Below are 25,486 nucleotides of genomic sequence, written 5' to 3' on the forward strand. Positions count from 1 at the left end.
AGTGTAGTGATATATGAGTATATGTATTTGGTTTAAGAATTTAATAAGTCCTCACAGTATTCCCGGATTAATTTAGAGGCCTTCGTTTGACTAATACCGAGGTCATTTGCAACCTTTCTAGAGGACTTGTAAGTTTGAAAAGATCGCCTGATTAAGAATCTCTTCGTTTCATCAACTGCTTCATCAAGTGATGTAGGAAGAGCTAGCTTGGCAACTTGTTCAACATTGTTGGTAATCAATTCTGGTAAGTCAGCAACCTGAATAACAGAATCGCTTACGACAACTAACCGTTCAATTAAATTTTCAAGCTGACGCACATTTCCTGGCCATAAATAATGAATTAATATATTTAAACATTCCTCCGAAATCACTTTATTCTCACTGTATTTTTCATTGAATTTATATAAAAAGTTATAGACAAGTGGAATGATATCTTCTTTACGTTCACGAAGAGAAGGTAAGTGAATGTCGATCACATTTAAACGGTAAAATAAATCCTCTCTAAATTTTTTATCATTAATCATTTGAATTAAATTCTGATTTGTTGCTGCAATGATACGTATATCTACTTTTTTTATTTCGTTGCTGCCAACGGGAATGAATTGTTTATCTTGGATTACCTGTAACAGTTTTGCTTGCAGAGAAAGCGGCATTTCCCCAATTTCATCAAGAAAAACCGTCCCTCCGTTTGCTGCCTCGAGCAATCCAGGTTTTCCATTTGAATTTGCTCCACTAAATGCTCCTTTTGCATATCCGAATAATTCTGATTCAAGTAACTCTTCCGGAATGGCAGCACAGTTAATGGTTAGAAATGGACTGTTTGCTCGCTTGCTTAATCGATGGATGAATTGGGCAAGCACACCTTTTCCTGTACCTGACTCTCCTTGGATTAATACCGTAGAATCAGTTGGTGCCACTTTTTCGCAAAAATTCAGGATTTGTTTGATTTTACTGCTATTGGTAATCAATCGGTCTGATTTATTCACGTGAGTTGGTTTTGACTCGTGAGCATTTTCATACGCTTTTATCATTTTATATGTTTGTGTTTCCGTTGATGTAATGACAACAAGCTCGATTTCCCCTGTATCATTTAGGATTGGTATTGCTGATGTCAACAGTTCAGCTCCAATGTAAGTTTTTTGTTTCATGTAGCAAGGCTTTTTGTTTCTAAATACTTCAGGCACGATGGATGGATTCCAATAACCTTTTTCAAATAATTCAAGATTGTACTTGCCGATGACATCAGTAGGTTTCAACCCATAATGTCGCTCACATACTTGGTTAACGTAAAGAATCTGTTGTTTACCGTCAAGGACGAAAATTTCATCTGAGGAATGATCGAGGATTTTTAAAAGTGTTTGCAAGGTCATTTCAACATTGTATGTTACATCAGGACTTTTCATAGAATGATCCTCCCTGTTTAATAGATAGTGAGTTAATTTTGAGTAGTATTTAACCCGATTTGAGTCAAATATAACTCAAAATGATAGCGTTTTCAATTGAAAATCATAATATTTCGTGTATTTTTACTATTTTTATCCCATTCTTAACGGGCAGTAAGACTCCCACTTCAAGATTCGAGAGAAACAAAGAAGATAAAGGGAGATAACTGCCCGTAAAGATCCGCTAACCATCATTGGAGGATGAAGAAAACCCCCAATGATGGAAGTCTAACTTTATAGTTTGGCACGTTATTTGCAAGTATTTAAAAATGAAAGGCTATTTGCAAGCAAACTATCAGTAATTTAGAAAAAGTTGATTGCTAGAAATTAAGACTGTTGTGGGGGAGTAAAATGGAAAATCATTATGAGGTTTTTGATATCACAATTATCGGAGGAGGGCCGGTTGGCTTATTTACTGCTTTTTATGCAGGAATGCGTCAGGCGTCGGTGAAAATAATCGAAAGTCTTCCCCAGCTCGGTGGACAATTGTCTGCTTTGTACCCAGAAAAGTATATTTATGACATTGCCGGTTTCCCGAAAGTGCGAGCACAAGAACTTGTTGATCAATTACTGCAGCAAATGAATCAGTTTGAAACGACAATTTGCCTTAATCAATCTGTGGAAAGCATCTTTCGTACAGCGGACGGTGTGTTCGCAATTACAACGAATGAAGAAACTCATTATGCTAAATCTGTTATTATCACAGCTGGAAATGGAGCATTCCAACCGCGTAAGCTGAAAATTGAAGGTGAAGAAAACTTTGAAAACACGAACCTTCATTATTTTGTTAAGGATTTAAATCAATTTATTGGAAAGAAAGTGGTCGTATTTGGCGGTGGTGATTCAGCTGTTGACTGGGCTCTCATGCTTGAACCAATAGCGGAAAAAGTGACACTCATTCACCGAAGAGACAAATTTCGCGCCCATGAGCATAGTGTGGAGCAATTGAAACAGTCCAAAGTAGAAGTTTTAACGCCATACGTACCTGCACAATTAGTAGGCGATGAAAAAATTGAAAAAGTGGTTGTGACGGAAACGAAGAGCGGGGAGATGCTCGAAATCGAAGTCGATGATGTTCTTGTCAATTATGGATTTGTTTCCTCACTTGGTCCAATTAAGGACTGGGGCCTTGAAATCGAAAGCAATTCCATCGTAGTCAATTCCAGAATGGAAACAAATATCGAAGGCATATACGCAGCAGGTGATATTTGTACGTACAAAGGAAAAGTGAAGCTGATTGCGAGTGGTTTTGGAGAAGCGCCGACAGCTGTAAGTCATGCAAAAGTATATATTGATCCGAGTGCGAAAGTTCAGCCACTTCACAGCACAAGTATTATGGGGGAAAAAGAAAAAAGTGGCTCAGTAGTTTAATAGAATTGAGAAAAGAGGAGAATCCACATGGCTAAATACACAGTAGTTGATCAGGATACATGCATCGCTTGCGGGGCATGTGGAGCAACGGCGCCAGAAATTTTTGATTATAATGACGAAGGAATTGCTTTTGCCATTCTCGATAACAACACAGGCATAACTGAAGTGCCTGACGAGCTGAAAGAAGATTTGGAAGATGCTTTAGACGGTTGTCCAACAGATTCCATTAAGGTTGCTGCTAAACCTTTTACATGTAAATCCGTCCAAGCAGGTTAATGAAATAGATTGTTCAATCAATACTAAAATGCTTATTAATCATTTAATGATACTCAAAATCATTTATCTATGGGGGAGAATGAAATATGGCTTATAACAAAGTAGAAAATGCAACTAATCGGACATTTGAAAGAACGTTGTCCTATGACAAATATACAGATCCGAAAGTACTAGATAAAGAAATGGATCTTGTATTCTCTAAATCTTGGCAGCTTGTGGGACATGTCAGTCAGCTAGAAAAAGTAGGTGCTTTCTTCACGACTGAAGTTGCTAATGAGCCGATTATCGTGACTCGCGGCCAGGATGAAGTCATCCGCGCTTTTTATAACGTCTGTCCGCACCGTGCGACAAAGCTTGAAAAAAGTGAGTCAGGTAAGAAGAAAATATTACAATGCAGCTACCATGGCTGGACGTTCAAATTGGATGGGAAATTAAACAAAGCACCTAATTTTCGAGGTGAAGACGCAGCTTGTGTACAAGATGCTTGTTTACGTTCAGTCCGCATGGAAATTCTGGAATCTTTAATCTTTGTAAATTTGGACGATAATGCGAATCCGCTAAGCGAATCTTATGGAGATTTCTTCGATCGATTAAGTAAATTTCCGTTTTTAAGTGAGTTAAAAAGGACAAACCAAACATCACGAGTGATTAAAGCAAACTGGAAAGCGTTTATTGACAATTATTTAGAGTGTGACCACTGTCATGTCGCTCATCCAGGCTTTGTTTCAGCACTTAATATGGATGATTATCAAATTATCACATGTGAAAATTATTCACTACAAGGCACAATTGTTAGACCGGATAAAAATTATGGAACAGTCGATTTAAATCAGGCTGAAATGCAAGGCGGATCTTTCTTCTGGTTGTGGCCAAACTTAATGCTGACGATTTATCCGGGTCCTGGCAATATGGCGACGATTCAATTGGTTCCGATTGATCATGAAACAACTTTGATTCTTTACACTTATTATTTCCGTGATGCGAATTTGACTCAGGAAGAAAAGGACTTAGTTGCTTTTGCTGAACAGGTACGTCTAGAAGACGTAGAGCTTGTAGAGTTAGAACAAATCGGATTCCGTTCACGTGCATTTAACAAAGGAAGATATTCGTCTTCAGAAAAAGCGATTGTTCAATTTCATGAAATGGTATTGGAGGCCCTCAATGAGTAAATTAGTGAATAAATCGATGTCGACAAAGAGGTTTTTGATAATCAATGGAGAAAAAGTAGAAACCCCAAAATATGCTTCGTTATACTCTCCATATTCTGGGGAAGAAATCGCTCAAATTGCAATGGCTGATAAAGATCTGACTATACAGGCAATTACCGCTGCCTACAATGCACGCGAATTAATGGCGAAAATGCCTGCGTATCAGCGGGCAAACATTTTAGAAAAAGTTGTTGCGCTATTAAAAGAAAAAGCGGATGAAGCGGCAGAAATTATTTCTCGTGAATCCGCAAAGCCAATTATGTTCGCAAAAGCAGAAGTAGAACGAACGATTGAAACGTATAAGTTTTCGGCTGAAGAGGCAAAAAGAATTCATGGAGAAACGATCCCATTTGATGCAGCTGTTGGCGGTGTGGGCCGGATCGGTTACACATTAAGAGAGCCGATTGGCGTTGTTGGAGCAATCACGCCTTTTAATTTTCCAATGAACCTTGTCGCACATAAAGTTGGTCCGGCTATTGCAGCTGGCAATACCATTGTCTTGAAGCCTGCGTCACAAACACCACTATCTGCTCTCTTTATTGCGGAAATTTTTGAAGAAGCGGGTCTTCCAGCAGGTGTATTGAATGTGGTAACAGGTCCTGGCGGTATAGTGGGAGATGCGATTGTGGAAGACGATCGTGTAAGCATGGTCACATTCACAGGAAGCCCAAGCGTCGGCATTGGTATCCGCAATAAAGCGGGCTTGAAAAAGACGACACTTGAACTAGGTTCAAATTCAGCATTAATTATCGACAAAGACATTGACATCGATCAAATGATTGACCGCTGTATCATGGGCGCTTTCTCCAATCAGGGACAGGTTTGTATTTCCTTGCAGCGTGTATATGCGCATGAGGATGTGTATGAACAATTTGTTGCGAAGTTCACTGAAGCAGCTAAAAAACTGAAAATTGGTGACCCGCTTGATCCGGATACGTATATTTCCTCATTAATTTCTAGAGGTGAAGCTGAACGTGTATTGGGCTGGATTGAGGAAACGAAATATAGCGAAGCAACGATCGTAACCGGGGGCAAACTTCAAGATGGTATTCTTGAGCCAACAATTATTACAGATGCTGATCATTCTTTAAAAGTATCTTGTCAGGAAGCATTTGCTCCGGTTGTTATTGTGAACAAAGTAAGTTCAGTTGAAGAAGCAATTGGACAAGTGAACGATTCCCGCTTTGGATTACAGGCAGGAATTTACACAAACAATGTGAAAAATGCTTTGTACGCTTCAAGGGAATTGCACGTTGGCGGCGTCATGATTAATGATGTGCCAACCTATCGCGTCGACCAAATGCCATATGGTGGTGTGAAAGAAAGTGGAACAGGACGTGAAGGAATAAAATATGCGTTGGAAGAAATGACTGAAATGAAATTGGTCGTTTGGAACCAAAGCTGAAAATGGGGAGATCATTGTGAAACAATTTAAAGTAGCGGTTATCGCAGGTGACGGTATCGGCCCTGAAGTCATTAATGAAGGGGTCAAAGTATTAAATAAAGTGGCTGAACTGGATTCAGGTTTCCAATTTGATTTCACATACTTTCCATGGGGAAGCGAGTTTTACGCGAAAAATGGAAAAATGATGGATGATAATGGAATTGAACAGTTGAAAGAATTCGATGCGATTTATTTAGGAGCAGTCGGGTTTCCTGGCGTCCCCGACCATATTTCCCTGTGGGATTTGTTGTTAAAAATCCGTAAAAACTTTGATCAGTATGTTAATATTCGGCCTGTGAAGCTGTTAAAGGGTGCACAATTGCCGCTTGTGGATGTGAAACGAGAAGATATTAATATGCTATTTATTCGTGAAAACAGCGAAGGGGAATATTCAGGTGCTGGAGAATGGCTTTTTAAAGGAAAAGAGCATGAAGTCGTCCTGCAAAATAGTGTATTTTCCAGAAAAGGTACAGAAAGAATTATCCGCTATGCATTTGAAACGGCGAAAAAAGAAGGAAGAACACTAACAAGCATTTCTAAAGCAAACGCTCTTAATTACTCAATGGTTTTCTGGGATCAAGTATTTGATGAAGTTAGCTTGGAATATCCCGAAGTTGAAACAGCCTCCTATCTTGTTGATGCTGCAGCGATGTTGATGATTAAAGATCCGAAACGATTTGAAGTAGTAGTCACATCAAACTTATTTGGTGATATCTTGACAGATTTAGGGGCGGCACTTGCTGGCGGCATTGGACTTGCTGCTGGAGCAAACATTAACCCAGAAAGGAATTATCCGTCAATGTTTGAGCCAATCCACGGATCTGCTCCTGATATTGCAGGTAAAGGGATTGCCAATCCGCTTGCAACGATTTGGTCTGCAAGCCAAATGCTTGATTTCTTTGGTTATGAAATGTATGGAAAAGTGGTTTTAGAGGCGATTGAGCAACTTCTTCTCGAGGGTGATGTGTTAACATCAGATATGAAAGGGACAGGCTCAACTTCTGAAGTAGGAGATCGAGTGACTGAAATCATAAAATATATAATGTCTTCGAATGATGTAAAAGTGAAGTAATGACTGACATGGTATCGTGTTTTGCAATTTATCATACACGATACCATTTGAATAATCGATAAAAAAGAAATGACCATTTGAATATTGACATTCAAATTAATTAAAGCGCTTCCAAAAAAGGGGGATTTCATCTTGAAAAAACTGATTGTTCTATTAAGCATCATTCCTGCAATAGGTTCATTAACAGTTATAAATCGCGTGGAACCATATATACTTGGGATACCTTTTGTTGTTTTTTGGTCAGCAGCATGGCTTGTTTTAACATCAATCTGCCTTTATATTAGCTGCGTTATATATGATAAACAAGAAAAGGAGGAGAATAAATGAATAGTTCCATCTTGATTATCATCGCAACGCTTGCATTAGCTTTTTATTTGGGTATTAAAGCACGAAAAGGACAGGAAATGAAGCTTGAGCAGTGGGCTGTCGGCGGCAGGAGCTTTGGTTCATTAATCATGTTTGTTCTCATGGCTGGGGAGATGTTTTCGACGTTTGTATTTCTCGGAGCAAGCGGTGCTGCCTATAGGTTTGGTGCGCCAGCCATATATATATTTTGCGCCCTTACTTATATCGTTCCTTTTTGGATTTTGCCCCCAATTTGGCGTTATGCAAAGAAGCATAACTTGCTGACACAATCTGATTTTTTTGCAAAAAAATATAATAGCAAGCCATTGGGATTGTTGGTCGCAATAATTGGCGTTATCTCAATGATTCCATATATCGTGATTCAATTAAAAGGCTTCCAGATTATTGTTTCTGAAGCATCATACGGAATGATTTCGCCAACAATTGCTGTTTGGATCGGAATGCTTGTCGTCACCATTTTCGTTTACGTTTCAGGCATACATGGATCTGCGTGGACATCGATGCTTAAAGATATCCTTATGCTTGTCGTTATTCTTATTATGGGAATTTACTTGCCGATCCATTATTTCGGCGGAATCCAGCCTATGTTTGAATCATTAGAAGCAACAAAACCTGGATTTTTATCGTTTGCAGATGAAGGACTTAGCATCACGTGGTATATTTCCCTTTGCGTCATTGTTGCATTAGGTCAGTATATGTGGCCACATTGTTTCGGCGCCAGTTTATCATCACAAGACGAATCAACTTTGCGAAAAAATGCAGCAATTTTACCTCTCTATCAAATCGTTTTAGTCTTTATCCTGATTATTGGTTTTACGGCTGCCCTGCAAATCCCAAACCTACAAGGGGCAGATACAGACCTTGCCTTGTTTAAACTTGCAAAAGGTGCCTTCCCGGCTTGGTTTGTTGGTGTTGTAGGTGCAGCAGGGATGCTTGCAGCTCTTATTCCTTGCTCGATGTTAATATTAACTTCAGCCATGATGTTATCAAAAAATATATTTAAAGCAGTGAAACCTGATACTCCAGATGAAAAGCTTGCAAAATTAACTCGTCTTTTTGTTCCAATTATTTCCTTGATTGCTGTTTATTTTACCTTCTTTGGCGGAAACACAATGCTTGCCTTATTGACGATGGCATACAGTTTTGTCCTGCAGTTATTTCCATCTCTATTTTTTAGCTTATTGAAGAAAAATCCTGTTAGTAAAGCTGGAGCTTCCTTTGGAATGATTGTCGGAGTGGCATTGGTTGCATACTTTACCCTTTCAGAGACGACGATGGCGACCTTATTCCCGTCTGCACCATCCATCATACAGGATCTTGATATTGGGATTGTAGCCATTTCTGTGAACATGACCACAATGCTTGTTGTCAGTGCTTTTACAAGAAAAGGGCAGGAAGTCATCATAGAGGAAAACGTGAATCAAATAAATATCTCCTGAGGGAAGTAGGTAAGGTTAAGATATGAAGAAACACCAGATTTTATTAGAAAAAAATGTACCATGCCAATTATCAGATGGAACGATTCTGTATGCAGATATTTATCGTCCAAATGATGATCACCAGTATCCAGTATTGCTTACACGATTACCGTATAATAAAAATCATCCATTTTATTCTCACCGCTACTTGGATACAAATCGTTTAGTTGAAAATGGATATGTCGTAATAATTCAGGATGTAAGGGGGCGTTTTGCTTCAGAGGGAGAGTTTTTCCCATTTAAATATGAAGGAAAAGATGGATATGATGCTGTGGAATGGGCTGCAAAACTGCCGTATTCTAATGGGAAAGTTGGAATGTATGGACTTTCCTATTACGGCTTTACTCAACTGCTCGCGGCAGCAGAAAATCCACCTCATTTAAAGGCAATTTTTCCAGCTCAGACATTTAATGATTTAAGAGAAGGAAGCTTTTATCAAAACGGAGCATATGGACTTGGTATGAATATAACGTGGGCTTTAGAATCTATTGCACCAGATGAGATTCAACAAAAATTTACCGATCCAGAAGTTTATCAACAGAAAATGCATCAGTTAGCAAAAATAATCGATAACATTGAAGAAGTATACCATTACTTCCCGCTAAGAGAATGGCCGGAATTAAAGGAAATTGGTGTTGCCGATTATTTTTATGAAATGATGGAGTATGGTTTGAACGATAAAATTTGGGATGACCTATCATTAGGATTAGAAAAGCTAAAAAAGATAACCGTACCTGCTTATCATTTAGGAGGATGGTATGATAATTTGCTAGGTCCTACCATTGCAAACTATGTTCATGCAAACGAATTCGTCAATCAACCACAGAAGTTAATGATCGGGCCTTGGGCGCATGGTGATTTCAGTTCACAAATTGGGCAAAGAAAATTCGGGCAGTATGCGACACAGGAATGGATTGATGGGAAGGAAGATTTAACAAGCCTGCACCTTCGCTGGTTTGATTATTGGTTAAAAGAAAAAGAAACAAACATTATGGATGAAAAATCTGTAAAAATCTTTGTGATGGGTAAAAATACTTGGCGTGAGGAAGATACTTGGCCACTGCCGCATACTGAATATGTTCCTTACTATTTTCATAGTGATGGTAACGCTAATACTCGATTTGGAAGCGGAAGATTGTCCATTGAAATGCCGGGAAAAGAACAAGCAGACCATTTTGTTTTTGACCCGTCAACCCCAGTACCAAGTACAGGTGGAGGAACACTGTTTGACCAATTGAATTCAGTCGGCCCTCAGGATCAAAGAATTGTTGAAGAACGAGAAGATGTTTTAGTTTTTACCAGCGAAGTTTTAACAGAAGCAATGGAAGTGACCGGTCCAATTAAGGTTATTCTCTATGCAAAAACGGATGCGTGTTCAACTGATTTTACTGCAAAATTAGTGGATGTATATCCAGATGGGACCGCTTTTAATTTGACAGATGGGATTGTTCGTTCAACATTTCGGAGTGGGCTAAAAAAGGAAGATGAAAGTATCCAAGATCATATCATTTCTTATGAAATTGATCTTTGGGCAACGAGCAATGTGTTCCTTCCAGGCCATCAAATAAGAGTTGAAATTTCGTCTAGTAATTTCCCTCGTTTTGATGTGAATTTTAACAATAGGACGACGATGATAGATGGTAAAAATTATATGAAGGCAAATCAAACCGTCTATCATACTATTAAAAATCCATCACATATTTTGTTGCCAGTTATTCCAAGTAATCAAAACTAAGGTTGAAAAAAGCTGCAATTTATTAGCAGCTTTTTTTATTACGATACAGAAAAATATGTAAAAACCTATTGTGTAAACTAATGGTATTAGTTAAAATAAAACTAACAACATTAGTTTTTAAAATAATGATATTAGGGAGGGGAATTATGTTCGCCGGACATTTCGGAGTAGCGGCCATTGTAAAAGCGAAGGCACCTGAGGTACCGCTTTGGTCACTGATTGTAAGCAGTCAGCTAATGGATCTTGTATTTTTGCCACTTTCTTTAGCAGGAGTGGAGATGATTGAACTGATAGGTGATGGGGGATACGGTGAAACGATTATCCATGCTGATTATACTCATTCCTTAATTGGAGCACTGCTTATTTCTCTCATTGCTGGACTTCTTGCAGGCTTGTTTTGGAATAGGAAAAGCGGAATTATTATTGGATCTGTTGCATTCAGCCATTGGCTGCTAGACCTAATCGTCCATCGTTCTGATATGCCGATTTTGCCGGGGAATCTTGGTGGATTTCCACTTTTGGGGCTGGGTTTATGGGCAGTTCCGACAGTGAGTATGGCGTTTGAAGGGCTGCTTATTATTGCAGGATCCCTCCTCTATTTTCGTTATGCGATAAATTCAGCGGGATCACAACGAAGGGGAATTGGTGCTTTGATGGGGAGCACCATGATGTTGTTTCTTGTATTTTCATTGTTATCAAGTATGTTTTCTTAAAACGTGAATGAATAAGGAGAAATGAAAATTGAAACTTACAAAAATAGCGAATGTTTACCAATTAACATTCTTACCTAACATCTTTCCAGTGAATTGTTATCTTGTTGAGGAAGATTCTGCACTATTATTAATTGATACAGGTCTACCGAATAGTTATAAAGGAATAATAGATGTGATTGAAAAGCTTAATAAACCACTAACAAGTATTTTGCTTACACATGCTCACGAAGACCACGTTGGTTCATTAGATAAATTAAAGAAAAGATTTCCACATGTACCTGTTTCAATCTCTGCACGGGATAACCGGATTTTAAAAGGTGATAAGTCATTAGACAGCAATGAACCGCAAACACCAATTAAAGGTGGAGTTCCTAAAAATCTGCTGACAAAGCGTGATCTCCTTCTTAAAGAAGGGGATAGGGTTGGATCACTGTTAGTTGTGGCGACACCTGGCCATACCCCAGGCTCTATCTCATTTTTAGATACTCGTAATCAATCACTTATTGCAGGGGATGCGATGCAGACAAGAGGAGGAATTGCGGTAAGTGGCCAAGTTCGCCCATTCTTTCCTTTTCCTGCTTTTGGTACATGGAACAAGGAACTTTCACTAGAAAGTGTGAAAAAAATCGCTGATCTAAAGCCAAGTCTTCTAGCAGTAGGACATGGAGAAATGCTTCAAACTCCAGATCCATTTATCCAAAAAGCAATCCGTCAGGCAGAAAAAAAGTTAGCATTAACAGCAAATTAAGAGAAAGGTAGATAAATATGTCACCAAGAAGGGGTCTTGATTTACAGACAATTTTACAAGCAGCAATTGAAATAGCCGATCAAGAAGGTGTAGAAGCCGTTACATTAGCTACTCTAGCAAAAAAATTAACCATACGTCCACCATCTTTATACAATCATATCGACGGTATCACTGGTCTGCGAAAAAAATTAGCAGTCCATGGATTAGAAGAAGTATATAGTAAACTTGCTCAAGCAGCTATTGGAAGGTCAAAAGATGAAGCAGTCCATGAGATGGCTGATGCATATGTGAGCTTCGCACGCAATCATCCTGGGTTGTATGAACTAACAATCGGGATAAATGATCTTGATGATCTAGACATTCAACATGCAGGAGAGAAGATCATCGATTTAATTATTCAAGTTCTCGATGGTTATGGCTTAAAAGAAGATGAAGCTCTACATGCAGTACGCGGATTAAGAAGCATTTTACACGGATTTTCTTCTCTTGAACAAAAAGGTGGGTTTGGATTGCCTCTTGATCTCGATGTAAGCCTGCATTTATTGATTGAAAGTTTTTTAGCTGGTATTGATAAGATGAAAAAGGATCACGATTAGGCTCTAGTTATACAAAAATGCATCGTTGTCAGTGGATTCAAAAAAACGCCTAAGGAGGTCACATTTAAAAAGAAAGGGTGCGGAGAATGTTCATTGTACAATCAATTAATTTAGCTGTGCGCTTTCTATTAGAGCTCTGTGCTTTGACAGCTCTAGGCTATTGGGGATTTAAAACAGGACATGGAACATTTTTAAAAATAGGATTAGGAATAGGAACACCATTAGTTGCTGCATTTATTTGGGGAATGTTTGTTTCTCCAAAAGCAACTTACAAATTAGGTGCGCCTGTTGAACTTTTCATTGAAGTACTTGTCTTGGGAGGAGCAGGGCTTGCTTTATATTTTTCAGGGAAAAGCTCGTTAGCTTTCACCTTTATTATTGTTGTTTTTATAAATAAAATTTTGATGGTTGTTTGGGGACAATAGATCATGAAATAACTTCCAAATTTCAAGAAAACATCTATTTTGAAGGGGTTTTTTCTAAAAGAATGAGGACCTTACCTTGACAGATTTCTAAATAGTCTGCATAATAGTAAAAAACTTGGCTTTACGTCAAATTATTATTACACCTAATTAGATTTAAGTAGATTATTATCTTAAAATATAAAATTTATCATTTCAAGAACGTTTACGGAGGACTAGTAAGCGGGACTTTTTGTAAAAGAGAGTGAAGTTTATAAGCTGAAAGACTTCATAACAATAAAGCCGCCGAACCTACCTCCCGAGTCCTATGAAAACATAGGCGTTTACCTGACGTTATCAGGATCAAGCGGGATGTGATTTGTTTCTAGCTCCAGTGCCAAAGCACAGGCATGCATGTGAAGTATGATAAACATCCAATCAAGGTGGTACCACGGAAGCAAAGCTCTTTTCGTCCTTATTTAGTAGGGATGAATTGAGCTTTTTTATTTAGAAGCTAAGATTTATTACCGTTATTTATGAGTTGCAAAAATAACTTGTAAAGTTGCAAGATTATTTGCCAAAGTTACAAGAATATCACGTAAAGTTGCAAGATTGTCATCCAAAGTTGCAAGATTGCGAGCAAAACTCGCAAGAACATCACTCACAGTTCTTGTTTTTTAGCAGCAAAAGTGCTGCCGCATTTCTAGTAGGAGGAAAGAAAGTATGGAGAAGAAGAGGATTGTTGTTAAGATTGGCAGTAGTTCATTAACTGATGCGAAAGGACAAATTGATCAAGAAAAATTACTTGATCACGTACATGCGCTAGCTGCATTGCGTGAGGCAGGGCATGAAGTCCTGCTTGTGTCGTCTGGAGCAGTTGCAGCAGGGTTTTCACGGTTAGGATATCCGACTCGCCCCATTACGTTAAAGGGGAAGCAAGCAGCTGCAGCAGTAGGACAAAGTCTATTGGTCCAATCATATATTGAACAATTTAGTCAATTTCATATTATACCTGCTCAAATCCTTCTTACGCGAAATGATTTTTCGAAACAAGACCGTTATAAAAATGCGTATGCAACGATTACGGAGTTGCTAGAGCGGGGAATTTTACCAATTATTAATGAAAACGATACAGTTTCGGTTGAAGAGCTCACATTTGGTGATAATGATATGCTTTCAGCACTTGTAAGCGGGCTTGTTCATGCAGATCAGCTCATTATTTTAACGGACATTAACGGTTTATATGATTCAAATCCTCGCACAAATCCATTAGCTCAAAAAATAGACTACCTGCCAGAGGTGACAGCTGATATGCTAACGGCAGCAGAAGGGACTGGATCAAAGGTAGGAACTGGCGGGATGAAGTCCAAATTAATGGCAGCAAAGACCGCGATTTCCTTAGGTGTAAAGGTCTTTATTGGTTTAGGTCAAGGCAATCAAAAACTACTGGACATCATTCATGGGAATGGAAACGGTACGTATATTGGTAAAGAAGGGCTTGCCTCGATAAATAATAGCAGGCAATGGATCGCCTTTCATTCAGAAGTTACTGGAACGATTTACGTGGATCAGGGAGCTGAGGATGCCCTTTTATATAAAGGGAAAAGTCTCCTTCCAGCGGGTGTTTTTAATATTAAGGGCTCGTTTCAAAAATGCGATGTTGTTGAAGTAGTAGGCCCAAATGGTTTACTTGGCAAGGGTGAAGTTTTATTTTCATCTGAAGAAATGAAAAAAATGATGGGGAAACGAAGTGAAGAGCTAAGTAAGGATGAAGTTTTATCATCGATTGTTGTTATACATCGAAATAAGTGGGTAAAAGCTTAAGGAGGTAACAAAATTGACTGAGATTTTACAAAAAGGAAAAGCAGCAAAAGAAGCAAGTTTTGTGATGGTGGATATTTCGACTAAGGAGAAGGATGAAGCATTAGCGAAAATTGTTGATCAGCTCCTTGTTGATCAAGAGTATATATTAGAAGAAAATCAAAAGGATCTTTCAGCAGGAAAAGAAAAGGGATTGCCAGATGGTGTATTAGACAGGATCATGTTAAATGAAAAACGAATACATGATATGGCAGAAGCCATTCGGTTATTAATAGATTTAAAAGATCCGATTGGTGAAACATTGGAAACAATTAAGAAGAAAAATGGTTTGCACATTAAAAAGAATCGTGTTCCACTTGGTGTTATTGGTATGATTTATGAAGCAAGACCTAATGTGACGATTGACGCAGCAACATTGACCTTAAAAACAGGAAATGCCGTTATTTTAAGAGGAAGTTCATCTGCTCGTCATTCTAATTTAGCTCTTGTTGAAACGATTCATAAAGCATTAGAAAAAAGTACTGTTCCAGTTGATGCCGTACAATTAATCGAGGATACAAGCCGTGAAACGGCAAAAGAGCTTTTTCATTTAAAAGAATATTTAGATGTGTTAATACCTCGAGGCGGAAAGAATTTAATTGATACAGTTGTTAATGAGGCAACAGTACCTGTTCTTGAAACAGGTGCAGGCAATTGCCATGTTTTTATCGATGAATCAGCAGACTATAAAATGGCTGAAAGCATTGTGATAAATGGTAAAACTCAACGTCCATCTGTTTGTAATGCGGTTGAAACAGTATTAATAGAAGAAAAATGGTTTGCAAAGCACGGAAAAGAATTACTGAATTCATTGCATAATCATGGCGTTGAGATTTTTGGTGATGATGCTGTAACAAATAGTTTCAGTGCAGCGAAGAGAGCGACTGAAGAAGACTGGTATGCAGAATATTTAGCTCTATCAATTAGTGTAAAGATCATAAATGGCGTAGATGAAGCAATTCATCATATTAATAAATATGGTACAAATCACTCTGAAGCGATTATTACGGAAAATAAAGATCATGCGAACAAATTTCTGAATAAGGTTGATGCTGCAGCTGTTTATCATAACGCATCTACACGTTTTACAGATGGATCTGAATTCGGATATGGAGCTGAGATAGGCATAAGTACGCAAAAGCTGCACGCAAGAGGGCCAATGGGCCTTAATGCGTTAACATCGAGTAAGTTTTTAGTTTATGGTACTGGGCAGATTCGTCAATAATGGACCTAGATCAATTGCTTGGAGCTAAGCCTATAAAAAGTGTAGGTTAGCTCCTTTTTTTAACGTATACCAAAGGAAATTGCCATTCCTCGGAAGGAGAGACCACGATTAAAGATTCCAGCTGGCAGTGTCGAAATTGTTAAAGAAACAACACTTTGATTCCAGAACTTATTTTATATGGATTATCTGAAAGTGAAATAGTAATTACTGAAAAAAAGGTTGACTTAAAAACAGCAAATGAAGTATTTGCTGATCAAACCTATCATGAAGATGGTTCCTTAACTCCGTGTATTAGAAAGGATGCGCTTGTTTCCAATGAACAAACAGCCATTATGCAAGTAATCGAAATCGTGAAAGAACAGAAGGTTGTAACAACGTCTGGAATTGAAATTCCAATCAAAGCTGATCAATGGAGATGGTGAGCCATTCCGTTGAATACGCAAATTATATAGCCAAAGTACTTCATGAGCATGTTGTTAAGATTAAAGCCTACTAAAGTTGTGGCATTAGACATTAAACCCGCTAAACACCATGCCAAAGTTCAAGAGAATATGCCAAATAATCGAGGGGAAAATGCTTTTTGAGCGCATGACAATCCCAGCGAAAAAAATGCCTCCAAAGGAAAATAAAATCGAAGGCACAAGCGGAATCCCAAGCGAAATATGCTGTAAGCCAAAACCTATACTCGAAAAGAGCAAGGCATAATAATCATTCACACTTTCTTGTAAATGGGATAGCAAATAGCCTCTCCACAATATTTCTTCTAAAATCGCATTAATGACTGAAAACAAAATAGCTAACATAACGACTTTTTGTAGAAAGGTACCATCCTGTTTCAGAATAAATGGCAGAAATACAAGTGAATTGAGAGAAATGGCGACAATGAGAAAAGTAGATATTTTTACACTGTGAAACCCACTCCATATAAAAGGAAATGAAATCGTATTGTTCCATACTGGTTTATGATTGTATCGAAATGGCTGTTTGTAAACTCGTGAAACAACAACTAAACTTCCGATGACAAAAAGCAGTGAAAATCTATTTAAACTGATTCTAAGTTCACTATTTTCAATATGCATGATCATGAGTGCGAAATATTTGTGAAGGAAAAACCCAATTAAGAAAGCCGCAATTGTAATGATTAACTGTTTATTTAGATTTGTGAAATAGAGAATGATAAGTATGGCAAATATAATCGGTACCACAGAAAATAGAGAATAAGCGATGAATAAAATACCAGCTAAAAATAGGGTTCCAATTAGCAAGTTTGTTACGTTGTCATTTCGTGACATGTGAAAAATCCTCCAGTAGTATCAAGTCAATTACGACTCACTTATATACAAAACATATGTTGAGCGGTCCTCATCAATTTCTGCAGAGATTTTTTTATATTCTTCATTATTAATCCATAGATAATCATTACCGAGAAGTGATAATGCTTCCTCATGCGAATATAAATCATATGTAAAGAGTAATGGTGAACTACTGTACTCTTTATAGTCGCGTACCTCAAGTGTTACATGTTTATACATTTTCGCATCCTCAAAGATATACTCTTCCGTATCCTTTTCAACATAAATAACATAGTACTCATCTTCTAGACTTGTTGACGTTTTATGATATACCTTTTTGTCCTTAATAAAATAATCACAAAGTCTTCGACAGAAAATTTCAGATGGTTCTGAAAATTCGTAGTGAAACAATGCATGGTAGTTCAAATGTTCATCATTTAAACGATATTCTAATTTATACTTTTTTTTCATCTTTACCTCCAAATATGTGATCATTTTTACTATACTATATTAAAATGAATTTTAATGGAAAATTTTTCATTTATAGTAAGAACCATTAGTTAAATCTTATGTAGCTTACTCTATTGGGATGCACAAATCGCTTTCGTTTTTTAGATAAGGGGGGACTATTGTTTGAGTAAGACAACAACATTAATTACTGGGATTCTTTCAGCATCAATGATAACAGCGGCAGGATGTAATAATGAATCATTACCACCCGTTCCTGAGGGGACAGATTGTAATGATTGGGAATGGGAAGATGATGAAGGTGTTTGGGAATGTGATGATTACGATTCGTCACACTATGGGTATTTTTTTTACGGAGGAAAATCGTATTCATCTAAGAGCAGTTTAAAATCAAGCTCTGCTTATCAAAGCTATAAATCAAGCAGCTCATTTAAAGGAGGCAGCTCTGGCTTTGGAAAGGGATCAAGCGGAGGGTTTGGCGGATAATGGAAAACTCGGTTTATGTGGAAGATCACAGGCGTCGACGTCAAAAAACCTATAACAACCTTCATTCGTTTTGGCATGATCTTTATGATAGTGAATATGCCTTATATGATATTGCATTAATGACAAAGGATGAAATTGACGAAATTCGCTTAGTGACAAACAGGGTGGGCAAGATCTTTTTTAAGATGGGGAACTTGTTAAGAAGTTCGTCTGACGAGACACTTTTGCAGCTCGATATACCAAAAAACATGCTCCCCTTTATAAGACATCGCCCGTTACCGGTTGAATCTGTTATTTCGAGGGTTGATTTGGTCCAAACAGCTAAAGGATTAAAGGTGCTTGAGCTAAATAGTGATACACCAACTTTTGAGAAGGAAGTATTTTATGTGAATGGGGCAATATGTGAGGAATTTGGTTTCGATGATCCGAATAAAGGATTTGCCGATTCTCTAGGCAAGGAAATACGCAAGGCATTAGCAGAATCGTTGCATCGCATTCAATTTACAGAAGATCCTTATATTGTTTTTACATCACATGAATGCCATGAAGAAGATAAATATACAACCTTGTATTTAATGGAATTGGCAAATGTATCGGCAAAATATGTTCCATTACACAAGCTGACGATTAAAGAACACGAAGGCTTGTTTGATGATGAAGGAAAAAGGATCAATGTCCTTTATCGGCAAACATATCCATTAGAGCATCTAATTGAAGATGTTGAGGAAGATACAGGGCAAAAAATTGGTATACAACTGCTAGAACTAGTAAATGCAAACAAGCTGATTATCCTGAATCCTATTTCAGCGTTCTTACTACAATCAAAGGCAGTTCAGGCTGTCATATGGGGGATGATGGAACTTGACCATCCATATTTCTCAACTGAAGAAAAACAATGGATTTTATCGTATTTTTTGCCTACGTATTTAGAAGAGGACTACTTTTTAAAAAACGGATTGACATATGTAAAAAAGCCTAGTTTCGGTAGAGAAGGGGATACGGTTTCGATTTTTCATGGATCTACTAAAATTTATGAAGACAGTCATAAAACATATGAACAATCATTACCTGTTTTTCAAAAGTATGTTGATCTTCCAATGAAAAAAATTAAAACAATAAATGGGATAAAAGAAGCGAAACTTTTAATTGGCAGCTTTTTAATCAATGGAGAAGCGAGCGGAATTGGCTTACGAGCAGGCAGGCAAATTACGGATAACAATGCTTATTTCTTACCTGTAGGATTAAAACGATATGGAAGGGACTTGAGAACATGACATTTTTAGACTTATTTTTGTCAACAGTTTCCTACATTGGATTAGCTGTTGTAATGTTGATCATTGGGATTTTCCTTTTTGAAGTGACAACGAAAAATAAAGAATTTACATTAATTAAAAATGGGAATAAAGCGGCAGTATATGCATTTGGAGGTCGAATTTTAGGCTTAGCAATCGTATTGTATGCATCAATATCTAATTCAGTAAATATGTTAGATATGGTGATATGGGGTAGTATTGCCATTATCATCCAAATTATCTTGTTTTATCTTGCTGAGTTATTGACGCCTACATTTAATATAACAAATGCGATAGATGAAGATAACCAAGCAGTTGGTTTATTTCTCTTATTTTTATCTGTCTCTATCGGGTTAATTATTGCAGCATCGTTAACATATTAATTAACTAACTGAATGAAACTGGAAGCTCCTGTAAATATTATTAAAACAAATCGTACATACTAATCCATGAATGAATGCTAATAAAAATGTTTTAAACGTTAAATGGCATTTTATTTTACAGAAAAATAATGAATAGGAAGCTTTAATATGACGTCAAAAACAGAAGCGATACTATGGAGCATAGCACTTCCAGGATTTGCTCAACTAATAAATAAAAAACTTGTAAAAGGCATTATTTTTATCACATTAGAATTCTTAATAAATGTAAATAGTCATTTTAATTCAGCTATTATGGCCAGTTTTTTAGGTGACATCGATACGGCTTTACGTGTGACTAATTTCCAATGGCTTATGTTTTATCCTTGTGTTTACATGTTTGCAATGTGGGATGCATTCAAAGATGCGGACGGAAAATCTGATCCATTATCATTTCTTCCATTTGTATTTGGTGCTTATTTTGTGACAGTTGGCATCATGTATTCGCCCGTTTTTAAAATTAATGGAGTGCTTTTTGGGCCGATTTGGCTGCCGATGATGTCACTTGTTCCCGGAATACTCCTTGGTTTTCTTATATGGTTTATGATCCATCTTGTTAAAATGAACAAAAAAAGAAGGATCAAATCCTCGTCTTAAGGGTGAATCTGTTTTTACTACCTTATCTTTCGTCTTAAACTTTATTTCAGAGAACATACACTTGTGGCTATCTTACCCTAATAAAACCAATCCCTTTTACGAATTGTTCTATGAAGGTATTGGTTTTTTGTTTCATCTTATATATGAACGGGGAATGATGTAATATTGATGAAAAATAACATGATTCTGACTAATTTTCTGTTAAAATAAACCATAGACCTCAAAACAAATTAACCTCATCTTTCATTATTTATAAGTTTATGAATATATTTATTTTTAATTATTTGCAGGAGGAAATTATGACAACTGAAAAACAACTAATTCATAAGACATATTATGAGACGTATTTGACTGGGAGTGAACAAACAGCGCCCGCTCAAGTACTTGGTCAAGCCTATTTTGAGGAGCAAAATAGTGATGAAAGCTTTGACTTGTCATATATTCGTTTTGCTCAAGGCGAAATTTATTTTCATTATCAAGATTATGAGGCAGCCATTTTTAAATGGGAAAATATCAAAAATGAATTAGAACCATGGGCTAATAAAAATATTGGTGATGCTTATTATAAATTAGGATTGCTATCCGCAGCTGAAGATAAATACAACTCAATTGAAACAGAAGATCAAACATTAAATATTGAAGTGGCTCTGAAGCTTTTTTTCCTTTATCAGGAAAGAAATAAGCTGGAAAATGCATATGAGACAATTAAAAGAGCTTTACATATTAATTCAGATTATCCGCAGGTAACAAAGATTGCTAGAAAATTTTACGAAGAAAATAATGATTATAAACATGCAGTTATTCTAGCAGTCAAGGAATCTATTCGAACAGAGAGAGAAGAATGGTTTTCCATATTAATTACTTATGTAAAAGGTGGATATACGAAGCAGTTTGAACCTGATTTTTTTGCTGAAGCACTCCTTACATTTTATGAAGTAAGCCAGCATGCATTTGCCCAGCTCACAACTGCTTTGTGGAATAGCTATCGAGATGAAAATTCGTATCTTACTTGGTTAAGAACCATAAATGACATGCTTTTAACTGTCGACCATGAAGCAAGTGATGAGTGGGATCAAACTGTACAGCTCTATGAAGAAACGTTCCTCGAATTAACAAACGGTTCATATTACTTAAGTGAAATACATGATGTCATTCCATATTTATTGGCAAATTGGATGAAACTTTCAACACGTTCAAACGGTTTGTTCCCATCGGCTACGGTGTTAGCTTGGAATGAAATTTTCCCTGGAACGGTTATTCCTGATGCTGTCTATAAAGCAGAATCCATCATTTTTGAATCTGAAAATGAGGAAAGTGGATTAGAAAACGCATTACATTTATATCATACAATTAACAGATGGGCTGAGGGCCATTCTGTTGAAGTTGATTATAAAGTTAAATGGTGGGTTGAAGAGCTTATTAATCCACAGATTAAAAACCACTTCCTATTAACTGGAAAAGCTGGAAGCGGAAAAACAACATTCGTCAATTCACTATTAGGAGACAAACTTTTCAAAGGGTCCACGACTTCCTTTGTGGTCCTTCATGACGATGACGATCTAATCATGAATCAGATTAAGAATGATGAACAAATACCTATTAATTATCAATCTGAATTAAATAACTTAATGATTAATGAAACGAACGGTCTATTTCAAGTGAAAAGACCTTGTATATTGATGCATGAGCACCAATGCGCGATCATTGATACACCTCCAATCAATGGCAGTAATGAAGCGAGAAATGAGATATTTGATTCACTGCTCTTAGTTGACGGGATGCTCTACGTTCTTGATGGATCATCACCATTAACTGAAGGAGAATACGATGTTTTATGCCAAATAAAAAACTTTGCTCCTAATGTAAAGGTCAACTTTATCTTAAATAAAGTTGATTTAGTTTCAAGTGATGCACAAACTGAAGCACTTATAAATGAAATCAAAGGAAAACTTAAAAATATCTATCCAGAAGCGGAAATTTTACCATACTCATCATTACACCCATTTAATCAGCAATTAAGTCAATTAAATGGCTTTTTATACACACATTACCCTTACAGCATGAAGGAAAAGCAAGAAAAACGAACGAAGAAAGTTCTCACACTTATACGAAAAATGCTCGCTAATCTCCTGCAAAAACGAGTAGAAATGGAAAAGGGATTAATTGATTCGATTCAATGGAATGAAGATATATTAGGGCGCTTAACAGGCTTTACAAATAAGCTCACAGATCTTCAACAGGAAAAAATCGCAACTATCACAGCAGCGTACAAAGCATTACTTAAGGAAAGTAAAACAGAGTTAAAAGTAACATTACCTACACTCATTAAAGAAAGCTCAGAACTAATAAAAGAGGAAAGTGACTTTAAGCAAATCCATATTCAGCTTAATGAAAATATGAATAACAGGGTACAGGATTATTATGAACAGACTTTGATTCCTGCACTTTGTGAGAAACTCGAAGATTGGATTTCCTCATCACATGAAGAATTACTAGAAAGTCAGTCATATTTAATGGAAATGAGCGGAACCTTTAATGAAATCTATCAATCAGAGAAGCTTTCATTACAATGTGAATTTACAATCTTAAATGATTGGCGCCGCGATATTAATCGGATGACAGGCAGACTCCAATATGAAAAAGAAAACATTATGCTTAGAAGGAATAAACCAACTCAAGTCATCCTAAAAGGCGCTGGTAAGCTTTTCGGTGGAATGAATCAAAATAAATCAATGTTAGCAAATCAATATAAAAAGTATGTTGAAAATGAATCATATGACGAAGTTACAGAATCCATTTCAACAAAATTATTCTTACCTTTTGAGTTATTTGAAAAAGGTCTAAAACAAGATATATCCACTTTCTTTAATGGACCGATAAATGAAGTGACACATACAATCACAGAAACTGAAGAAGCAATCCAAAATGGAAAAGAAGGGTTAAGCGATATGAAAGCAAACCCGGAAATCTTTTATGATCCATTGAAATTATTTGAAGTAAACCTTCTCCAACAGGAATTCATGCTTCAGGCGAAAAAGGACTATAGCCGTAGTTTGTAGGTGTGACTTTAACCAGCTAAAGTGATTCTTTTGTACCGATGAAGGATAATTAGAGACTAGATCTATTTGGGTAATCATATATCTAAATAGATCTAGTCTCTTTTTTGTCTAAACTCTTATCTAATAGATTGTTGCTTCTAAAACGAAAACTATTTAAGGTTGATGGAGCAGATTGCGAGACTCCTGCTTAGAAATCGGAAGCGCCTGTTCAGCCCCGACAAGCATAAGACGCTCTTGAATAGAAGACGTTTTTTGTCTTCAATTCAAGAGTGGCTTATGACATCGAGGGGCTAGGCGCTGGAGCAAGACAAGGGAGCAGCGGGACAGGTGAGACTCATGCAGGCGTTTAAGCCGAGGAGGCTCATCGCCCGCCCCGCGGTCATCGTGCATCTCTCGCTGCAATCAACCACCGCACTAGTTAGTAAATAGCAACAAAGTTTGCAAAAACAGCCTTTGTCTAAAAATAGGTTTTATGCTTAATTTTATTTTCAAGAATGAAAGAAACATGTAACATACTAGGTGAGGATAAAATGATTAGTAACGATCATTCTACATACAAGGAGAATACAAAAACGATGAAAAAAACATATCCATTAAAACGAATTATATTCGTTTTGTTCGTTTTGGTTATTATTGCTTTTATACCAACACCTTACTATCTCCACCAACCAGGACCTATTGAAGAACTTGAGCCTAAAATAACGGTAGAAGGGGGTCATAAAGACGAAAAAGGAAGCTTTCATTTAACAACAGTATTATCTGTAAAGGCTTTTAATCCATATATTTTAGCGTACGGACTTGTTGCCCCACACACTGATATTATGAAGGACGAAGAAGTAATGGGGGATTTAACAGATGAAGAATATACAAGGCTTTTAGATTTTATGATGAAAGATTCTCAACAAAATGCTCTAGTAGCCGGTTTTAGAGAAGCGGGAGAACATGTCGAAATCGATTATCATGGTATTTTTGTCAGCTCGATCATAGCAGATTCACCAGCAAAAAAAGTATTAAAAGTTGGTGATTTAATTACTAGCATTGATGGGAAGAAAATGAAAGAAGCATCTGAATTTATTTCATACATAGAAGAAAATAAAACAATTGGGGATCATGCAACACTTACGTTCAAACGTGGTAAAAAAGAAATAAAGAAAACCGTTGAAATGATCACACTTGATGCCGCTACAAAGAAAGTCGGTATAGGGATCGTCCCAGAAGAGGAGTTCACCGCTACAATATCAAAGGATGTAAAAATAAATAGTGATGATATAGGCGGTCCTTCAGCTGGACTAATGTTTTCCTTAGAAATTTATAACCAGCTCACACCGGAGGATTTAACAAAAGGCTATAAAATTGCTGGCACTGGTACGATTGACCATAACGGAAACGTTGGTCAAATAGGCGGTATTAAGCATAAAATATTCGCAGCCTATGAAGAAGGAGCTGATATTTTCTTCACTCCTAAAGACATCAATCCAATCGATATGAACGAACAGGAAGTCAACGATATTGTGAAGGAAAATGGCTATGATATTGAAGTAGTCCCAGTGGCTACTTTAGGTGAGGCTGTTGAATACTTGGAAGGTCTTGAGGAGAAAGAAAAGGATGAATAATTAAAAGTGCTGAAAAATTAGTTGAAATGCAAAAGAACATTTCTTCATAAAGCCGATGAAGGACCAAACTGAACTGCCCCTTAAAAGTTAGACACTTAATCTAACTTTTAAGGGGTGTTTTTATGACTAAAACTACAAAAGAAGAAAGCAAAGGGAAAGTCCTTATAAAGCCGTTAAATGACCAAACAAAAGAAGAAAGCAAAAGAAAAGTCCTTCACAAAGCCGAAGAGGAAAAAAAAACTAAAAATTTATAAAAACTAATAAAAGCGTTCAAAGAAGCAAATTCTTCTCTAAACGCCAGAAAACATCATAACAAATCCTAAAT

26 protein-coding genes are annotated in these 25,486 nt (G+C 37.0%); 23 read left to right on the plus strand and 3 right to left on the minus strand.

The genetic code is table 11. The features are described from left to right. Positions 1-32: 32 nt before the first annotated feature. On the minus strand, positions 33-1,403 hold the full coding sequence (locus GMB29_RS06760) for a sigma-54 interaction domain-containing protein (protein ID WP_136355532.1): 1,371 nt from the start codon (positions 1,401-1,403) through the stop codon (positions 33-35). Between the two features lie 390 nt (positions 1,404-1,793). Here GMB29_RS06760 and GMB29_RS06765 point away from each other — a divergent pair, with 390 nt between their 5' ends. The 16 genes from GMB29_RS06765 to GMB29_RS06840 all read left to right on the plus strand — a co-directional run bounded on the left by GMB29_RS06765 (position 1,794) and on the right by GMB29_RS06840 (position 16,357). Next, on the plus strand, positions 1,794-2,813 hold the full coding sequence (locus GMB29_RS06765) for an NAD(P)/FAD-dependent oxidoreductase (protein ID WP_136355533.1): 1,020 nt from the start codon (positions 1,794-1,796) through the stop codon (positions 2,811-2,813). Positions 2,814-2,840: 27 nt separating this feature from the next. Beyond that, entirely contained in the window at positions 2,841-3,089 is a 249-nt protein-coding gene (locus GMB29_RS06770; RefSeq protein WP_136355534.1) for a ferredoxin, read from the plus strand. A gap of 86 nt (positions 3,090-3,175) precedes the next feature. Further along, positions 3,176-4,258: an aromatic ring-hydroxylating oxygenase subunit alpha gene (locus GMB29_RS06775; protein WP_136355535.1), complete on the plus strand. Its 1,083-nt coding sequence runs from the start codon at positions 3,176-3,178 to the stop codon at positions 4,256-4,258. Next, the gene (locus GMB29_RS06780; RefSeq protein WP_136355536.1) at positions 4,251-5,702 is read left to right on the plus strand and encodes an aldehyde dehydrogenase family protein; all 1,452 of its coding nucleotides are present in this window, start codon (positions 4,251-4,253) and stop codon (positions 5,700-5,702) included. Before GMB29_RS06775 ends, GMB29_RS06780 begins: the two co-directional genes overlap by 8 nt. Positions 5,703-5,718: 16 nt before the next feature. Further along, positions 5,719-6,813: a tartrate dehydrogenase gene (locus tag GMB29_RS06785; protein ID WP_136355538.1), complete on the plus strand. Its 1,095-nt coding sequence runs from the start codon at positions 5,719-5,721 to the stop codon at positions 6,811-6,813. Between the two features lie 132 nt (positions 6,814-6,945). Next, positions 6,946-7,140 carry a DUF3311 domain-containing protein gene (locus tag GMB29_RS06790; protein WP_136355540.1) on the plus strand — a complete coding sequence of 65 codons (195 nt, stop codon included), beginning with the start codon at positions 6,946-6,948 and terminating at the stop codon, positions 7,138-7,140. Continuing rightward, a complete protein-coding gene (locus GMB29_RS06795) occupies positions 7,137-8,618 on the plus strand; it encodes a sodium:solute symporter family protein (protein WP_136355542.1) in 1,482 nt (493 codons plus the stop codon). The genes GMB29_RS06790 and GMB29_RS06795 overlap by 4 nt, the downstream gene beginning before the upstream one ends. A 22-nt stretch (positions 8,619-8,640) precedes the next feature. Further along, on the plus strand, positions 8,641-10,392 hold the full coding sequence (locus GMB29_RS06800; protein WP_136355544.1) for a CocE/NonD family hydrolase: 1,752 nt from the start codon (positions 8,641-8,643) through the stop codon (positions 10,390-10,392). A gap of 146 nt (positions 10,393-10,538) precedes the next feature. Beyond that, entirely contained in the window at positions 10,539-11,105 is a 567-nt protein-coding gene (locus GMB29_RS06805; protein WP_136355546.1) for a permease, read from the plus strand. Positions 11,106-11,133: 28 nt separating this feature from the next. Then, positions 11,134-11,853, plus strand: coding sequence for an MBL fold metallo-hydrolase (locus GMB29_RS06810; RefSeq protein ID WP_136355547.1), 720 nt, complete (start codon positions 11,134-11,136; stop codon positions 11,851-11,853). A gap of 17 nt (positions 11,854-11,870) precedes the next feature. Continuing rightward, complete coding sequence (locus GMB29_RS06815; RefSeq protein WP_136355549.1) at positions 11,871-12,449, plus strand: TetR/AcrR family transcriptional regulator; 579 nt, start codon at positions 11,871-11,873, stop codon at positions 12,447-12,449. A gap of 86 nt (positions 12,450-12,535) precedes the next feature. Further along, positions 12,536-12,874, plus strand: coding sequence for a YrdB family protein (locus GMB29_RS06820; RefSeq protein WP_136355551.1), 339 nt, complete (start codon positions 12,536-12,538; stop codon positions 12,872-12,874). 699 nt (positions 12,875-13,573) lie between these two features. Beyond that, on the plus strand, positions 13,574-14,674 hold the full coding sequence (gene proB, locus GMB29_RS06825; protein WP_136355558.1) for a glutamate 5-kinase: 1,101 nt from the start codon (positions 13,574-13,576) through the stop codon (positions 14,672-14,674). 13 nt (positions 14,675-14,687) lie between these two features. Continuing rightward, on the plus strand, positions 14,688-15,935 hold the full coding sequence (locus GMB29_RS06830) for a glutamate-5-semialdehyde dehydrogenase (RefSeq protein ID WP_136355560.1): 1,248 nt from the start codon (positions 14,688-14,690) through the stop codon (positions 15,933-15,935). A gap of 78 nt (positions 15,936-16,013) precedes the next feature. Next, positions 16,014-16,094, plus strand: a complete 81-nt coding sequence (locus GMB29_RS27960) for a carboxyltransferase domain-containing protein (RefSeq protein WP_406600339.1) — start codon at positions 16,014-16,016, stop codon at positions 16,092-16,094. Next, a complete protein-coding gene (locus tag GMB29_RS06840) occupies positions 16,091-16,357 on the plus strand; it encodes a LamB/YcsF family protein (protein ID WP_136355562.1) in 267 nt (88 codons plus the stop codon). The genes GMB29_RS27960 and GMB29_RS06840 overlap by 4 nt, the downstream gene beginning before the upstream one ends. 84 nt (positions 16,358-16,441) lie before the next feature. On the opposite strand, the gene GMB29_RS06845 is transcribed toward GMB29_RS06840, so the two are convergent. Continuing rightward, on the minus strand, positions 16,442-17,227 hold the full coding sequence (locus tag GMB29_RS06845; protein ID WP_136355564.1) for a CPBP family intramembrane glutamic endopeptidase: 786 nt from the start codon (positions 17,225-17,227) through the stop codon (positions 16,442-16,444). Between the two features lie 30 nt (positions 17,228-17,257). Next, positions 17,258-17,698, minus strand: coding sequence for a hypothetical protein (locus tag GMB29_RS06850; protein ID WP_136355566.1), 441 nt, complete (start codon positions 17,696-17,698; stop codon positions 17,258-17,260). Positions 17,699-17,860: 162 nt separating this feature from the next. On the opposite strand from GMB29_RS06850, the gene GMB29_RS06855 reads away from it, so the two are divergent. The 7 genes from GMB29_RS06855 to GMB29_RS27615 all read left to right on the plus strand — a co-directional run bounded on the left by GMB29_RS06855 (position 17,861) and on the right by GMB29_RS27615 (position 25,415). Continuing rightward, complete coding sequence (locus tag GMB29_RS06855; protein WP_155443846.1) at positions 17,861-18,181, plus strand: hypothetical protein; 321 nt, start codon at positions 17,861-17,863, stop codon at positions 18,179-18,181. Further along, complete coding sequence (locus GMB29_RS06860; RefSeq protein WP_136355568.1) at positions 18,181-19,455, plus strand: glutathionylspermidine synthase family protein; 1,275 nt, start codon at positions 18,181-18,183, stop codon at positions 19,453-19,455. The genes GMB29_RS06855 and GMB29_RS06860 overlap by 1 nt, the downstream gene beginning before the upstream one ends. After that, positions 19,452-19,856 (plus strand): DUF350 domain-containing protein, encoded by a 405-nt coding sequence (locus GMB29_RS06865; RefSeq protein WP_136355569.1) that lies wholly within the window; start codon positions 19,452-19,454, stop codon positions 19,854-19,856. The genes GMB29_RS06860 and GMB29_RS06865 overlap by 4 nt, the downstream gene beginning before the upstream one ends. A 147-nt stretch (positions 19,857-20,003) precedes the next feature. Then, a complete protein-coding gene (locus GMB29_RS06870; protein ID WP_136355571.1) occupies positions 20,004-20,489 on the plus strand; it encodes a hypothetical protein in 486 nt (161 codons plus the stop codon). Positions 20,490-20,788: 299 nt separating this feature from the next. Beyond that, positions 20,789-23,548, plus strand: a complete 2,760-nt coding sequence (locus tag GMB29_RS06875) for a P-loop NTPase family protein (RefSeq protein WP_136355573.1) — start codon at positions 20,789-20,791, stop codon at positions 23,546-23,548. A gap of 530 nt (positions 23,549-24,078) precedes the next feature. After that, positions 24,079-25,161: a SepM family pheromone-processing serine protease gene (locus tag GMB29_RS06880; RefSeq protein WP_227551558.1), complete on the plus strand. Its 1,083-nt coding sequence runs from the start codon at positions 24,079-24,081 to the stop codon at positions 25,159-25,161. Between the two features lie 122 nt (positions 25,162-25,283). Beyond that, entirely contained in the window at positions 25,284-25,415 is a 132-nt protein-coding gene (locus GMB29_RS27615; RefSeq protein ID WP_264766596.1) for a hypothetical protein, read from the plus strand. Positions 25,416-25,486 lie beyond the last annotated feature (71 nt).

The organism is Metabacillus sediminilitoris, assembly GCF_009720625.1.
Classification (GTDB): Bacteria; Bacillota; Bacilli; order Bacillales; family Bacillaceae; genus Metabacillus; species Metabacillus sediminilitoris.